General features: G+C 34.9%; 16 protein-coding genes and 1 pseudogene. 2 read left to right on the top strand and 15 right to left on the bottom strand.

What is annotated here, in order from left to right; translation table 11 throughout:
• Positions 1-98: 98 nt before the first annotated feature.
• Complete coding sequence (locus AB6B24_RS09845) at positions 99-542, top strand: flavodoxin (RefSeq protein WP_003129515.1); 444 nt, start codon at positions 99-101, stop codon at positions 540-542.
• A 184-nt stretch (positions 543-726) separates the two neighbouring features.
• Here AB6B24_RS09845 and AB6B24_RS09840 read toward each other — a convergent pair whose 3' ends face one another.
• Both AB6B24_RS09840 and AB6B24_RS09835 read right to left on the bottom strand, forming a co-directional pair.
• Positions 727-1,065: an inorganic diphosphatase gene (locus AB6B24_RS09840; RefSeq protein ID WP_332529177.1), complete on the bottom strand. Its 339-nt coding sequence runs from the start codon at positions 1,063-1,065 to the stop codon at positions 727-729.
• 91 nt (positions 1,066-1,156) lie between these two features.
• Positions 1,157-1,915: an RNA methyltransferase gene (locus tag AB6B24_RS09835; protein WP_311804296.1), complete on the bottom strand. Its 759-nt coding sequence runs from the start codon at positions 1,913-1,915 to the stop codon at positions 1,157-1,159.
• Between the two features lie 268 nt (positions 1,916-2,183).
• Between AB6B24_RS09835 and AB6B24_RS09830 the strand changes: the two genes are divergently transcribed.
• Positions 2,184-2,477, top strand: coding sequence for an acylphosphatase (locus AB6B24_RS09830; protein ID WP_311804297.1), 294 nt, complete (start codon positions 2,184-2,186; stop codon positions 2,475-2,477).
• Positions 2,478-2,581: 104 nt separating this feature from the next.
• Here the strand turns inward: AB6B24_RS09830 and serB are convergent.
• The 13 genes and pseudogenes from serB to AB6B24_RS09765 form a co-directional block, all read right to left on the bottom strand.
• Positions 2,582-3,235, bottom strand: a pseudogene (gene serB, locus AB6B24_RS09825) (phosphoserine phosphatase SerB); the annotation flags it as partial.
• A gap of 21 nt (positions 3,236-3,256) precedes the next feature.
• Entirely contained in the window at positions 3,257-4,453 is a 1,197-nt protein-coding gene (locus AB6B24_RS09820; protein WP_311804298.1) for a phosphoglycerate dehydrogenase, read from the bottom strand.
• Positions 4,450-5,547 carry a 3-phosphoserine/phosphohydroxythreonine transaminase gene (gene serC, locus AB6B24_RS09815; RefSeq protein ID WP_311804299.1) on the bottom strand — a complete coding sequence of 366 codons (1,098 nt, stop codon included), beginning with the start codon at positions 5,545-5,547 and terminating at the stop codon, positions 4,450-4,452. Before serC ends, AB6B24_RS09820 begins: the two co-directional genes overlap by 4 nt.
• Before the next feature lie 126 nt (positions 5,548-5,673).
• A complete protein-coding gene (locus AB6B24_RS09810) occupies positions 5,674-6,276 on the bottom strand; it encodes a lysozyme family protein (RefSeq protein ID WP_029344930.1) in 603 nt (200 codons plus the stop codon).
• A 162-nt stretch (positions 6,277-6,438) separates the two neighbouring features.
• Positions 6,439-7,686 carry a serine hydroxymethyltransferase gene (gene glyA, locus AB6B24_RS09805; protein ID WP_153241905.1) on the bottom strand — a complete coding sequence of 416 codons (1,248 nt, stop codon included), beginning with the start codon at positions 7,684-7,686 and terminating at the stop codon, positions 6,439-6,441.
• A 227-nt stretch (positions 7,687-7,913) separates the two neighbouring features.
• Positions 7,914-8,807, bottom strand: coding sequence for an L-threonylcarbamoyladenylate synthase (locus tag AB6B24_RS09800; protein WP_311805882.1), 894 nt, complete (start codon positions 8,805-8,807; stop codon positions 7,914-7,916).
• Positions 8,808-8,830: 23 nt separating this feature from the next.
• Positions 8,831-9,295: an N-acetyltransferase gene (locus AB6B24_RS09795; protein ID WP_311804301.1), complete on the bottom strand. Its 465-nt coding sequence runs from the start codon at positions 9,293-9,295 to the stop codon at positions 8,831-8,833.
• 33 nt (positions 9,296-9,328) lie between these two features.
• On the bottom strand, positions 9,329-10,141 hold the full coding sequence (gene prmC / locus AB6B24_RS09790; protein ID WP_047205744.1) for a peptide chain release factor N(5)-glutamine methyltransferase: 813 nt from the start codon (positions 10,139-10,141) through the stop codon (positions 9,329-9,331).
• 105 nt (positions 10,142-10,246) lie between these two features.
• Positions 10,247-11,002 (bottom strand): oxygen-insensitive NADPH nitroreductase, encoded by a 756-nt coding sequence (gene nfsA / locus AB6B24_RS09785; RefSeq protein ID WP_311804302.1) that lies wholly within the window; start codon positions 11,000-11,002, stop codon positions 10,247-10,249.
• A gap of 62 nt (positions 11,003-11,064) precedes the next feature.
• Complete coding sequence (locus tag AB6B24_RS09780; RefSeq protein WP_311804303.1) at positions 11,065-11,592, bottom strand: hypothetical protein; 528 nt, start codon at positions 11,590-11,592, stop codon at positions 11,065-11,067.
• A complete protein-coding gene (gene prfA / locus AB6B24_RS09775; RefSeq protein ID WP_003129495.1) occupies positions 11,592-12,665 on the bottom strand; it encodes a peptide chain release factor 1 in 1,074 nt (357 codons plus the stop codon). Before prfA ends, AB6B24_RS09780 begins: the two co-directional genes overlap by 1 nt.
• 17 nt (positions 12,666-12,682) lie before the next feature.
• Positions 12,683-13,126, bottom strand: a complete 444-nt coding sequence (locus tag AB6B24_RS09770; RefSeq protein ID WP_195935575.1) for a hypothetical protein — start codon at positions 13,124-13,126, stop codon at positions 12,683-12,685.
• A 55-nt stretch (positions 13,127-13,181) separates the two neighbouring features.
• Positions 13,182-13,751, bottom strand: coding sequence for a thymidine kinase (locus AB6B24_RS09765; protein ID WP_003129492.1), 570 nt, complete (start codon positions 13,749-13,751; stop codon positions 13,182-13,184).
• Positions 13,752-14,066: the final 315 nt, after the last annotated feature.

Below are 14,066 nucleotides of genomic sequence, written 5' to 3'. Positions count from 1 at the left end.
TGAATTATCTCAATAATAGATAGATGAACTTTAATCAATTAAATGAGCTTGGAGCGCTAAATTGTATGGCTCCTTGCATCTTATAGGAGAGTGAAAAAATGCCATTAGCAAAAATTGTATATGCAAGTATGACAGGAAATACTGAAGCTTGTGCCGATATTGTCGCTGATAAACTTGAAGAATTAGGTTTTGAAGTAGAACTTGACGAATGTTCTTCTGTTGATGCCGATGAGATGGCTGATGCTGATCTTTGTATCGTTGGAACTTACACTTACGGTGACGGTGAATTACCTGACGAAATTGTGGATTTTTATGAAGAATTAGCTGAGGTTGATTTATCTGGTAAAATTTACGGTTGTTTCGGGTCAGGTGATACTTTCTATGATGACTTCTGTATCTGTGTCGATATGTTTGAAGCGCAATTTGAAAAAACTGGCGCAACAAAAGGAGCTGAACTTGTTCGTGTTGACTTGTCTCCTGAAGATGAAGACGAAGCTCATCTCGAAGCCTTTGCGGAAACTTTGGCGGCTCACTTTAACTGATTGAGTTAAGATTAAATCCGTAAAATCTGCTGACAAAAATAAAAAGAAAATGGGAATGAAAAAGCTATTGACGAAAATCTCGTCAGTAGCTTTTCTTATCTACCGATTCCATGCTCACGTTGGTCGCATTGAACTGATGGAATTTTCGTCAGTAATTTTTTTGATGTCTATCAGTATTTTTTATTTATTTGACCATTTCAATTTCACTGTCAAAATATTGCTCTTGAAAATGAACTGCTTTTTCAATTTCTGATTTTGTGAAATTTTCAGTTGGACTGGTCAGTACCCATTTGTCCTCAACATCATCTTTTCTGTGGATAATAGCAATGAACTTGCCAGTAAAATTTGTCAGGGCTTTTTGATTTTCTGGCAAATTTGACAAAATATAAACATCTTGTTCTTCGCCATCACCAGCAATAATTCCTTCAATGTATCCGTAATTTATTGGATAAGTTGTTCCATGATGAACATAACCCATTGGGCGGTCCATTTTTGCAGTGTAAATCTTCATACCCACCTCCATTTTTTACTGACAGCACCGAGAAAATTTCTGTCATAGGATAGTCGTTAGCGCTTGAGCGGTTACGAATATGCTATGGAGTTCATCAGTAATTTTATAATGAAAACATCAAAATTCCAGCTGCTACAGCCACATTTAAAGATTCTGCTTGTCCTGGCATGTCAATATGAACGAGTTTGTCAGCAGCTTTAATGGCTTCGTCAGAAACTCCAGCCCCTTCATTTCCCATAAGCAATGCGAAGCGTGGTTCATTGATTATTTTATAAGACACAGAATTTGCTGACAGCGTGGTTGTCAATATTGAAATACCTGCTTTTTTAAGTTGAGCAAAACAATCTTCTTTAGCCATTCGTACAAGCGGCAAATGAAAATTTGAGCCTTGCATAGACCGCATGACCTTTGGACTGTAAATATCTGCGGTTTCGCCAAGTAATATAACAGCCGAAAATCCAGCCGCATCAGCTGTTCTAATCATTGTTCCTACATTTCCTGGGTCTTGTACGTTTTCTAAAAGTAAAAATTTTGCTGCTGAAAAATCAATGACTTCTTCAATTTTTGTCACTTCAGCAATCAGTCCTTGTGGACTTTCGCTGTCAGCTAAAGATTTCAACACTTCTTTACTGACCAGAGTTACAGATAAGCCTGTCAGTGATTTTTCAGACCCAATCATTTCTGTCAGTTTAGTCAGTTTATTTTCTTCAACAAAAATTTGCTTTATTGAACGACCAGCTTTCAGCGCTTCCTCCAACAAATGAAAGCCTTCGATGAGATATGAATTTTTGCGGTATTTTTTTGTCAGCAATTTTCTTGCTTCTTTAATTTTTTTATTATCTTTTGAACTGATGATTTCCATTCTCCAATTATATCATAGCCAGTAAGGCGAAACAAAGTTTTACATTGCCAGTATCCATTGCATTGATAATCAAATGAAGTGGAAACAATCATTTTCCGCTGAGTATTTGTGACTTGTGAAGAACATAGATCCCTTTGGTTGGGACAGCGAAGCATAGGCAGTGAAACTTTTATCAGATTTTTGTCAATCTTGCTGGTGCTTATGTTATAATAAAAGAAAACGTTTTAACCATTATCATTTCAACAAGACAAAGCTAGGAGGTATTAAAATGTTCAAAGTAAATATGATTGTTTCTGGGCGCGTTCAGGGCGTCGGATTTCGTTATTTTGTTATCATAAGTGCGCGTGAACTGGGCATTTTAGGGCGTGTTTGGAATAATGATGACGGTACAGTTGAAATTCTCGCGCAAACAGAGGACGAAAAAAAATTAGAAGAATTCACTGCCATTGTTCGTGGGGAAAAATCAAGTAAAGGACGTCTTTCACCCTTTGCTAAAGTCACTGATGTCAAATCAATCCCTGCAAATTTTCCTGATTTCACAGACTTCAATATCAAATATTAGAAATTAAAAAATACTGACAAAAAGCTTATCAGTTCAATGCGACCAAGATGAGTATAGAAAAATTACTGACGGAAATTCCGTCAGTAATTTTTTACATTTACATTTTATTCTTTATCAGCAAGTTTATCCACAAATTCCAAAACGGTCAGTAAATTTCGCTTATCAATATGATAGGAAACAGCAGCTTTGACCGCAGGTTTTGCACAAAAGGCAATCCCAATACCAGCTGTATTTAGCATTGGAATATCATTTGCGCCATCACCTACAGCAATAACCTCAGATAAATTCAACTTATTTTCATTTGCCCATTGTTTGAGCCTATCAACTTTGAAATCTTTATCCACAACTGTCCCATGAGTTTTTCCCGTCAAATGGCCATTTTCCACAGACAAACGATTAGCAAAAACATAATCTATTTTTAAATCTCTCGCGATTTTATCCACTATTTCATGAAAGCCACCAGAAACAAGGCCAACTTTCCAGCCTTTCGCATGCAAAGTTTCAATTAATCCCGTTGCACCCTTAGTTAAATGAATTTCTTTGTAAACATCGTCAAAAATAGTTGTTGACAAACCAGAAAGCAAAGCCACCCTTTCTCTCAAAGATTCCTTAAAATCAATTTCGCCAGACATAGCGGCAGCCGTAATTTCTGAAATCTTATCACCTACACCCGCTTTTTCCCCTAAGAGATCAATGACCTCCTCTTCAATCAATGTGCTATCCACATCCATCACAAGTAATCCTTTTGCAGCCATTTTCTTCCTTTTTCCATTCGTTTTTTAAAATAAATTCTGATTTTCAATTAAGCGAACACGAATAATATTATCAGAAGCCTCAAAACGTGAAACTAAAGCCGCCAACTTTCCTTCATCTTTTTCATCCAAATCAAGTAAAGTATAGGCATAATCTCCTTGGCCACGATTAACAATATTAGCAATGTTAATATTTTCTGCGGCCACCGCAAGTGAAATTTGAGCCACAACATTAGGCACATTTTTATTGATTAAGGTCACACGATAAGGGGTATTCAACTCTTGCAAAACACGTGGAAAATTGACTGAATTAATAATTTCGCCAGTTTTCAAATAAGTTTGAACAGAATCAAGAGCCATTCTTGTGCAATTTAAACTGGCTTCCACCGTTGAGCCGCCTAAATGAGGAGTTAAAAAAACTTGTGGATGATGATAAAATTTTTCAGATCCAAAATCCGTTCCAAAAAAGCGGACAATTCCCTCATCAATCGCTTTAAGCACTGCTTCTTTATCCGTAATCTCATCTCGTGCATAATTGAGCAAAATCACTCCCTTTTTACACTTAGATAAATTTTCCCAATTTAACATCTCTCTTGTTTCATCCGTTGCTGGCGTATGAACCGTGATATAATCTGCCTTCTCAAAAATCTCAGCTAAATCATTCACTCTTTTAACATGATGCGATAAATTCCAAGCATGCTCAATTGAAAGATAAGGGTCATAACCAATAACTTTCATTCCTAAACGCTGTGCATCATTGGCAACTTTTGAACCAATATTTCCAAGGCCAATTACCCCTAAAGTTTTTCCTGAAATTTCAGAACCAGAAAATGCCTTTTTCCCATGTTCAACCGCCTCATCAATGATTTTATCATCGCCTTTTTGACCAGTCAACCATTTGTTTGCTGGTTTTAAATTACGCGTTCCAAAAATCATCATTGACAAAACTAATTCTTTAACCGCATTGGCATTCCCACCAGGCGCATTAAAGACTACAATCCCTTTACTGGCACACTTTTCTATCGGAATATTATTAAAACCAGCACCAGCACGTCCAATCGCCAAAAGCGCTTTTGAAAATTCATAATCGTGGAAAGGCTGAGCCCGACAAATAAATGCGTCAGATTCAGCTTCTGACACTTGATTAACAAAAAAGCCTTCGCCAATTTCATCTAATGCGATTTGGTCGATATTATTTCCAATTGTTTTGATATGATAAGTCATTTATATTCCTCTTCAAATTCTTTCATAAATTTCACTAATTCAACAACCCCCTCTAAAGGAAAAGCGTTGTAAATACTTGCTCTCATTCCTCCCACGGAACGATGACCTTTGAGTGATTTGAAACCTTTTTCTTCAGCTTTTTGGGTGAATAGCTCATCCAATTCTTGGTTTGGACTTGTAAAAACAACATTGCAAATCGACCGCTCATCTTTATTTTTGATTGGATTCTGATAAAAGTCAGATTGGTCAATTAAATCATACAACAATTGAGCTTTTCTCTGATTCATTTCTTCGAGTTTTTTTACGCCACCTTGCTCTTTTACCCATTTGAAAACCAGTCCGGCCGCATAAATAGCAAAAGTCGGCGGGGTATTGTACATCGACCCATTCTTAGCCAAAATCTTATAATCCATCATTGATGAGAGGCTTTCAGCTTCATTTAGCAAGTCTTCACGAATAATGACAATGGTTAAACCAGCAATACCTAAATTTTTCTGAGCTCCAGCGTAAATTAAGCCAAATTTACTCACATCATAATCAACCGCCAAAATATTTGAACTCATATCAGCAACCAAAGGAAGGCTTGCAAACTCAGGCAAATTTTCAGGAAAAATACTTGTTCCTTCAATCGTATTATTCGTTGTCAAATGGAGATAGGCCCCATTTTTTTCATCAATTTTAGATTTATCAATTTTCAATAGATGATTATAATTATCTTTTTTAGTTGAGCCCAAACTAATCGGTATTAAATCAAGGAAATGACTCAATTTCACCGCTTCATCATAAGCCTTTTCACCAAAGGCGCCCGAAATATTGTAATAAGCCTTTTTGCCAATTGCCAAATTCATTGGAACCATTGAAAATTGACTGGAAGCTCCCCCTTGTAAAAACAAAATTTTATAGTTTTGAGGAATCGACATCAAATCACGCAAATCGTTCTCAGCCTCATCAATTACTTTTTGGAAAGCCTTGGAGCGATGCGAAATTTCCATCACTGACATACCACTTTTTTCAAAGTCTAACAGTTCTTCTTGAACCTTCTTCAAGACTTCCTTTGGAAGTACACTGGGTCCTGCGCCAAAATTATAAATCATCGATTTCACTTCCTCAAATTATTTATTAATCACTATTATAGTATAATTTTCTGATAATTCAAATATAAAAAAATACTGTTCGACAAAAAAGCACAGTCAACTGTGTTTTTCTGTCTTAACAGTAATTTACCAATTTAATAAATCAAGTAAGAGCATGTTCCATTCAACCTCTTTGGCATAGAAAATATTCCCACCATTAGAGTAGAGTTTTCCTTTATTATAAATCAATGAATCCAGAGTCAAATGATAATAAGTTTCACCCGTTGTATTTCCTAAACTTGGCGCAACGACATCACGAGAATAATCCTTAGAAAGAGCGATAGTGTTCTTTCCACCATGAGCAGCTATGTAATCAACATAGGCCTTCCCATAGTTATAAGCCTGAACTCCTGCCCAAGCGTCAACCTTTTTTTGTGAAGCATATTCTAAAACTTTTGACAAATTAGAAATACCTTGTTTAATACTTTCTTGTTCTGTTGAGAAAGTATTTGTTGTACCATTCAAGCTTTCACTTGATTGCATAATATCAACTTGTTTTCCTTTAGTTTCTGTATAAATAATTGCCAAAGCCAACTTTGTATCACCACTCAAGCCTTGTGCTTTAAGGGTTTTTTCGACTTCTGCCTCATAAGACATTACGTGTTTCACATTTTCATGCATACGGTAAACATAAAAACCACTGAATACAAGAAGTATCAGTACTATTAATCCAATTAATTTTTTAAACATTTCACTTACCTAAATTTTCTGACTGCTCTTATTCTTTACTAGCACATATCATTATTTTTTTGCAGTCATTTTTTATATAAGTTCTATTATAACACTTCTCTTTTAAATTTAGCTTAACATTAAAAAAATAGACAAATTTTCTTTGTCTATTTTTTTCTGATATTATAAGGGAAATTGATGAGTCAGCTCTAAAGCTGCTTTTCTAACTTCCTCAAGTTTCTCTTGATTATCATGATTAACCAAAGCTTCTGAGACCAATTGTGCAACTTTTCTCGCTTCAGCTTCTTTAAATCCTCTTGATGTAATTGCTGCTGCTCCAATTCGCACCCCTGAAGTTTTAAAGGGTGATAATGTTTCATCAGGAATTGCTTCTTTATTAAGTGTGATGTGAACACTATCCAATAAATCTTGAGCTTCTTTCCCATTAATTCCTAAGTCTAAAACTTTAAGATTAAGCAAATGATTATCTGAACCACCAGCTATTAATCGTAAGCCTTCCACTTTAGCAAATTCCTCAGCCATTGCTTGCGTATTTTTAATGACTTGTTCAATATAGGTTGTGAATTCTGGGTCAAGTGCTTCTTTAAAAGCTACTGCTTTTGCTGCAATGATATGTTCTAAAGGCCCACCTTGAGTTCCAGGGAAGATTGCAGAGTTAATTTTCTTGGCCAAAGCTTCATCATTAGTTAAAATCATTCCACCACGTGGTCCACGGAGTGTCTTATGAGTTGTTGTTGTAACGACATCAGCATAAGGAAGAGGATTAGGGTGCGCACCAGTCGCTACCAATCCAGCAATATGAGCCATATCAACCATTAATTTTGCTCCAACGCTATCAGCAATTTCACGGAACTTAGCAAAATCAATCAGGCGTGAATAGGCAGAAGCGCCAGCAACAATCAGTTTAGGTTGAACTTCTTTAGCAATTTTTAAAATTTCATCATAATCTAAAAGCTCAGTTTCAGAATTAACTCCATAAGGAACAAAATGATACGTTTTTCCTGAAAAATTGACTGAAGCCCCATGAGTCAAGTGACCGCCAGCATTTAAATCCATTCCTAAAACTGTGTCTCCGGGTTGAATTAATGCCATATAAGCTGCCGCATTGGCTTGGGAACCTGAATGAGGTTGAACATTGGCAAATTTTGCACCGAAAAGTTCTTTTGCTCGTTCAATAGCCAAATTTTCTACAACATCAACCGCTTCTGTTCCGCCATAATAACGTTTTCCAGGATAACCTTCGGCATATTTATTGGTCAAAACAGAACCTTGCGCTGCCATAACTGCTTTTGAAACAATATTTTCTGAAGCAATTAATTCAATATTTTGTTGCTGACGAATTTCCTCAGCATGAATGGCTGCCCACAATTCTGGGTCAAAACTTTCAAAATCTTCTTTATCAAAAATCATTGGTTCTCCTTGTATGTCTTTTGGGATATTTTAAAAATATAAGTAGAATTTTATAGTTATTGGCGCTATAAACTTAATCAGTTAATTTTAGTTTACTTTCGCAAGCAAACTTTTAACTCTAAAACTATTATATCGGCTAAAGGCTCTTTTTTGAAATAAGTTGGCTTGTAAATCTCATCATTGCCAAAGAATGTTCGGAAATTTTTAGATTACTTTTTCAGCTTATTTTATTCAATTTGACCAAGTTCAGGAACTTTTTTAAGCAATTCTTCTTTAGTAACGGCTCCTTGACGCAGTAATTTTGGTTTTTCTTTCGTCAAATCGATGATTGTTGTATCTAGTCCATAGATACTATCATCTTGAACAGCGACTGCGGCATTTTCTAAAATTTCAGGACTTAAATCGGCAAAGAAACTTGGACTTTTAGAACCACTTAAATTGGCAGAAGGTCCGACCAAAACACCGGCTTCTTTGATAATTTTTTGGGTTACTGCAATATTTGGCATTCTAAAACCAACAGTACTTTTTCCAATATGAATCCATTCAGGAACATCTTTAGATGCCTCTAAAATAATGGTTAGAGGTCCAGGAAGAAAGGCTTCCACAATTTTTTGGAGATAAACTGGTTGATTGATTGAATATTTTAAAATATCTTCAAAGCTTGAAATATTCATATTTAAAGCTTTTTCTGTTGGACGTCCTTTAACTGAATAGAGTTTTTGGACTGCTTCTTCATTCATCGCATCTGCAAAGAGACCGTAAACTGTTTCTGTCGGTAAAATAGCTAACTGACCAGATTTTAGTGCTTTGATAGCTCTAGCTGATAAACGATTTTTATTATTATTCTCTTTTTCTGACTGCTTGTCTAGTTCTTTTTGTAATGTTTTTGCTTCAATAAAAAGATTTTCTCTGATATTTTTCAAATCATCGGGTACTTTGTAGGGACGACGAAAGAGAAAACCAATAATACCATAAAATCCACCTTCGACTTTTTCAAGTTCGTTAGCAAAATTATTGAGTCCCCCTTGCACAAACTTCAAATTTTCTTTAGCTTGGTCTATCTTGTTTGACTCAACCAAAGTTTTGATATCTTTTAATTGCACTTGCAAAAAAGAGGACATTGTTCGTAAATCATTTTCAACTTTCATTTTAACTTCTTTCTTAAATATATTTTATCTTTTAACTGAATTTTTCCTTCAAAAATAGGATGATCATAATTATCAAGAAAATAATTGGAAATTTTATGAGTAATTGTGAAGCCGCATTTTTCATAGAAAGCTACATTGTTTGAAACATCATCTGTTCCAAGAATTAGCTCATCAGCTGCTAAATTCTCTTTCAAATATGTGATGAGTTGTTTCATCATTTGCTGACCGAATCCTTGTCCTTGAAAACTAGTTTCTACCGCGAAATTCTCAATTTCAAAAGTATTTTTTTGTTTTTTTATGACTACAGCACAAGCAACTGTCTTGCCATTTTTTAATGACAGCGTAAATAAATCTCCATTTTCCAGATAATTTTCTAAATGTGCTCCATCATCAGCTAATAATAATATTGGTAAAAAATCTTCTTTTTGCTGAAATACTTGTTCAAAAATTAAAGAATTCATTTTTCTCCTTAAATATACCAACAGTAGCTTTTATCATTTGACACTAATCATTCGATCTTTTCCAAATATATCCTGATGAATACTAACAAGCTTGTCAGTAAATTTTTCTTGAAACATAGCTTGCACAGCTTGCCCTTGCTTATAGCCAATTTCCAAATAAATTTTTCCATTATCAGTCAGATGATTGACCGCTTGGTCAGCAATTTTTTGATAAATTGCTAATCCCTGATTTTCCGCAAAAAGCGCTAAATCAGGCTCATATTTAATGACAGAATTATCCATTTCATAAGTTTCATCAAAAGCAATATATGGCGGATTAGAAACGATAATATCAAAGCTGTCAGTAATTTTATCTAGTACATCTGATTGAATGAATTCCAAATTAGCCTGATTTATTTCAGCATTTTCAGCTGCTAAAGTTAGTGCCTCTTTAGAAATATCAGAAGCTTTTACTGACCAATTTTCACGCGCTTGAGCTAGAGAAATGGCAATCGCTCCTGACCCTGTTCCAATATCTAAAATTTTGAGAGAATCATTCTCATTTTCAGCCAAAATCATTTCCACTAATTCTTCAGTTTCAGGACGAGGAATTAAAACACGCTCATCGACCTTCAATTTCAAATCACGGAATTCTGCCCAACCCACTATATATTGTGGAGGCTCATTTTGATGAAGACGTTCTGACACTTCTGTCAGTAATTTTAATTCTTGGTCAGTAATTTTTTCTCGCATCAAATTCAACCAAGATAATTTATCAAGTTCATGTAAATTTCGCCAGACAAATTCCAACTCAAAAGGGTCTTCTAAATCTGCTGACAAAGTTCGCACAGCTTCAATCCAAAGCATTTTTCTTTTTCTACTTTCCAATATTAATTATTTTTCTAATAACTTTTTAAATTACTCTTCCAAGTATAGCAAAAAAGCCCAATAAAATCAGGCTTAATCAACTTTTCAGTTTAATGTAAATCCTTGCTTTTTCAAAAATTTGGCAACATCCTCACGCCGTGGCTTTGTCAGAAAATTGCTCATTTCCTGCGTCCAATCAGTAGACTTTTGATGATGACTCCGATTGGCATAGTAATCTGAAGTTTGTTCATTATAAGCCTGTAAATCACTCACTGCCACACGATTATAAGCATTAACTGACAAAATATTTGTTCTTGGCAAACGTGGTTTAACTTCATTTCGTGTTTTTGGCATCCCAATTGTAAGACCAAAAAGTGGAACAGTCAATTCTGGTAAATCCAGTAAATCTGCCACTTTAGCAATATCATTACGAATCCCACCAATATAACAGATTCCAAGCCCCATAGATTCTGCAGCTATCGCCATATTTTGTGCAGCAATTGTAGTATCAACAATGGCAACCGTCAATGCTTCCATATTCTGGAGAGCCTTCACATCTTTATTTTCTGTCCGTAAAATCTGAGCTTGTCGATACCAGTCAGCCACAAATATATAAAAAACACCCGTTTGATTCACATAATCATCTGAACCTGATATCCTAGCGAGTTCACGACGTAAATCATTATCCGCTATCTCAATGATTGAATAAGCTTGTAGAAAATTAGATGAAGCTCCAGACTGTGCAGCTTTTAGCAACAACTCCTTGACATCAGCTGATAAAGGCTTCTCTTCAAAATCACGAACTGATGCGTGGAGCAACATTTTTTCAATCGTTGGATTCATGATTGTTTCATCATTCATCAAAATAAGTTCCTCACTACTAATAATTTTTATAAGTAATCATTATTTTACAAGATTCTCTGCTAAATAAGAGGTGAAATTCGAGTTAAAAGATAAGCACATAAAGGGATTTTTACTTCTTGAGCTGGAAAAAGCAAAGCATACTGTTTTCGATTTTGATTCGTTTCGGAAACCAACTCTTCTAAAGTTCCAAGTTTTGCTCCAAGTTCTGAGAAAGATTGACGTAAAGGATTTTTACTATATTTTCCCAATTCAGACAAAGGTAAACTTTTCTTGGTCCGACTCCAGTCTTCATCTTTTTTTACTTCTTGCCAAAGTCGACAATATTGCTTTTCTTTATAATTTTCAATTGACATCCGAGTTCTTTGCGCTCGGTGCAAATGTTTAGAAAGAGACACTATCTTTTCCGCAACTACCCAAACATCTCCATTTTCACCTCTACAATAAAGTAAATCAAAAGATAAATCAAAGCGTTTAACCTTAAAAATAGTCACCTCTGTTGAAACATTATTCACCTTTTTTGAAGTTTGCATTTTCCTATTTTCATGTCTCACTTCTCGAATAACAAAATCTTCAAACTCAAAATCCATTATTTATTTAATTCTTCTAATTTTTTAGTTTGGTCATAGACAATCAAAGCATCAATCACTTCATCCATTTTCCCAGATAAAATACTATCCAACTTTTGTAAAGTTAAGCCAATCCGGTGATCAGTCACACGGTTTTGTGGGAAATTGTAAGTTCTAATCCGCTCAGAACGATCCCCAGTTCCGACAGTTGATTTACGTTCTGCATTTTGCTTATCCAATTCAATTTGTTGATAGTAATCAAAGACTTTTGTATTCAACAATTTAATAGCTTTATCCCGATTTTTTTGTTGCGTCCGTTCTTCTTGCATTTCCACTTTAATCCCAGTTGGTAAATGGACCATACGTACCGCAGTAGCAACCTTATTGACGTTCTGTCCACCAGCACCAGAGGCGTGGTAAATATCTACACGTAAATCTTTTTGGTCGATTGTCATCTCAAATTCTTCAACCTCAGGCATAACAAGAACAGTAGCCGTTGATGTATGAACACGCCCTTGTGTTTCGGTTACAGGAACACGTTGTACTCGGTGAGCACCAGATTCATATTTCAGTTTTGAATAAACAGATGGACCAGAAATTAAAGCTGAAACCTCTTTATACCCACCAATTCCGGTGATGTTTGCTTCCATAATTTCAAACTTCCAACCTTGTGATTCAGAAAAATGTTGGTACATATTCAACAAATCACCAGCAAAAAGTGCAGCTTCATCACCACCAGCAGCTCCACGAATTTCTAAAATAATATTTTTTCCATCATTTGGGTCTTTTGGCAAAAGCAAAATTTTGATTTCTTCTTCCAAAAGCTCTTTTTGTGATTTTGCTGATGAAAGTTCTTCTTTGAGCATTTCTTTCATATCATCATCAAGTCCACCTTCGCCAAGCATTTCTTCACTATCAGAAATTGTCTCAAGAACTTTTTTGTATTCATTATAAGTCGCTACTTTATCACGTAAATCTGCTTCTTCACGCGATAATTCCATAAAACGCTTTGTATCCGAAACCACCTCAGGGTCAGACAATAACTCACCCAATTCTTCATATCTTCCAACTATTGATTCTAACTGATCAAACATTTCTCTATTTCCTTTAATTATTTTTTAGTTTTTAATGGTAAATTTTTGGCCATATTGACAAATGAATCCCATTGTGTCACATCTTGTAGCATGTCTTTTTTAAAAATCATCACCTGATTTCTCCCTTGAAAAAAGTGCACACGATCTGAAAAAATTTCAACATTACGTACATTCATTTGAGCTTTAATTTGTTCCTCTGTCACATACAAATCAAGTTCTTGTGGTTTAAAATTTTTCAAAAAACGACTTTTCAATTGCCAATGTAAAAAAAGATTTCCTAAAACAAGAACAAGCAAAGCAGAAACAACTGGCCAAAGCCATTGTCCCTTACTCATAAATAAATTAATAACCAAAAAAATAAGCATAATTCCTGAAAAAACAAGCATCATCCGTTTGGTCATTTGACCAAGAATTCTTTGATAATCCTCACCAGTAATCGTTCCTTTAAAATGATAAAACATCGAGTTCCTCCCTCTTGATATAAAGTCTGTCCGTGTAAAATTCTAAACTTATTTTTTAAATTTCTGGCTTAAAATAATGTTTACGGCAAACAGGAATATAGGTTTCGTTTCCACCAATTTGCAACTGTTCACCTTCATAAACTGGTTTTCCATCAATTGTCCGAATCACCATTGTTGCCTTTTTACTACAATACCAACAAATCGTTTTAATTTCTTCGATTTTATCCGCAAGTAAAAGTAAATATTTTGAGCCTTCAAAAAGCTCATTACGAAAATCATTTTTCAAACCGAAAGCCATGACTGGAACATTTAGTTCATCCACAACACGCGCAAAATCATAGACATGTTTTTTATTTAAAAATTGTGCCTCATCAATCAGCACACAAAAAGGTTTAGCTGGCAGGCTGTTCACATAATCAAAAACAGACATTTCCTCATCAATTGCGACAGCTTCTGCTTTCATCCCGATTCGACTAGCAACTGTCCCAACCCCTGCGCGTGTATCCAGACTAGAAGTCATTAATAAAACAGGCTTACCCTGTTCCTCATAATTATGAGCCACTTTCAAAATCTCAATTGATTTCCCTGAATTCATCGTCCCATATTTGAAATATAATTGCGCCATTACTTTTCCTTTTATTTTTTTAGCTTCTAAACCATTGATATCAAAAGTTCTGTACTTCAAAATCCCTAAAGATTACTTCATAAACTTTCTCGATTTCTCTAATTTTTACTCAATGAGGTCAAATTAAAACACAACTTAAATTATATCATATTTCATTTATATTTTAACCCTTCTCTCTGTTTTATTAATCCATCAAAGGTTGGAAAGGTTACTTCATTTATTGTATGTCTTTATAATTTTTCAGCAATAAGGCCCTTTTATCTATTTTCTTATTTCTTCTTGCACTCGAGATGAAAACACCTATTCTGGAATTTT

This window comes from Lactococcus sp. AK05, assembly GCF_041026685.1.
Lineage (GTDB): Bacteria > Bacillota > Bacilli > Lactobacillales > Streptococcaceae > Lactococcus > Lactococcus lactis.
The sequence above is the reverse complement of the archived record's forward strand: the minus strand, read 5'-3'. Positions and strand labels throughout refer to the sequence as shown.

Excerpts from the sequence above, each read along its gene's own strand:
- prfA (WP_003129495.1), bottom strand. The coding sequence starts at position 12,665 with ATGTTTGATCAGTTAGAATCAATAGTTGGAAGATATGAAGAATTGGGT.
- serC (WP_311804299.1), bottom strand. The coding sequence starts at position 5,547 with ATGATTTATAATTTTGGCGCAGGACCCAGTGTACTTCCAAAGGAAGTC.
- AB6B24_RS09800 (WP_311805882.1), bottom strand. The coding sequence starts at position 8,807 with ATGTCCTCTTTTTTGCAAGTGCAATTAAAAGATATCAAAACTTTGGTT.
- glyA (WP_153241905.1), bottom strand. The coding sequence starts at position 7,686 with ATGATTTTTGATAAAGAAGATTTTGAAAGTTTTGACCCAGAATTGTGG.
- AB6B24_RS09770 (WP_195935575.1), bottom strand. The coding sequence starts at position 13,126 with ATGTTTTATCATTTTAAAGGAACGATTACTGGTGAGGATTATCAAAGA.
- AB6B24_RS09810 (WP_029344930.1), bottom strand. The coding sequence starts at position 6,276 with ATGTTTAAAAAATTAATTGGATTAATAGTACTGATACTTCTTGTATTC.
- AB6B24_RS09795 (WP_311804301.1), bottom strand. The coding sequence starts at position 9,295 with ATGAATTCTTTAATTTTTGAACAAGTATTTCAGCAAAAAGAAGATTTT.
- AB6B24_RS09840 (WP_332529177.1), bottom strand. The coding sequence starts at position 1,065 with ATGGAGGTGGGTATGAAGATTTACACTGCAAAAATGGACCGCCCAATG.
- AB6B24_RS09765 (WP_003129492.1), bottom strand. The coding sequence starts at position 13,751 with ATGGCGCAATTATATTTCAAATATGGGACGATGAATTCAGGGAAATCA.
- prmC (WP_047205744.1), bottom strand. The coding sequence starts at position 10,141 with ATGCTTTGGATTGAAGCTGTGCGAACTTTGTCAGCAGATTTAGAAGAC.
- AB6B24_RS09820 (WP_311804298.1), bottom strand. The coding sequence starts at position 4,453 with ATGACTTATCATATCAAAACAATTGGAAATAATATCGACCAAATCGCA.
- AB6B24_RS09835 (WP_311804296.1), bottom strand. The coding sequence starts at position 1,915 with ATGGAAATCATCAGTTCAAAAGATAATAAAAAAATTAAAGAAGCAAGA.
- AB6B24_RS09780 (WP_311804303.1), bottom strand. The coding sequence starts at position 11,592 with ATGGATTTTGAGTTTGAAGATTTTGTTATTCGAGAAGTGAGACATGAA.
- nfsA (WP_311804302.1), bottom strand. The coding sequence starts at position 11,002 with ATGAATGATGAAACAATCATGAATCCAACGATTGAAAAAATGTTGCTC.
- AB6B24_RS09830 (WP_311804297.1), top strand. The coding sequence starts at position 2,184 with ATGTTCAAAGTAAATATGATTGTTTCTGGGCGCGTTCAGGGCGTCGGA.
- AB6B24_RS09845 (WP_003129515.1), top strand. The coding sequence starts at position 99 with ATGCCATTAGCAAAAATTGTATATGCAAGTATGACAGGAAATACTGAA.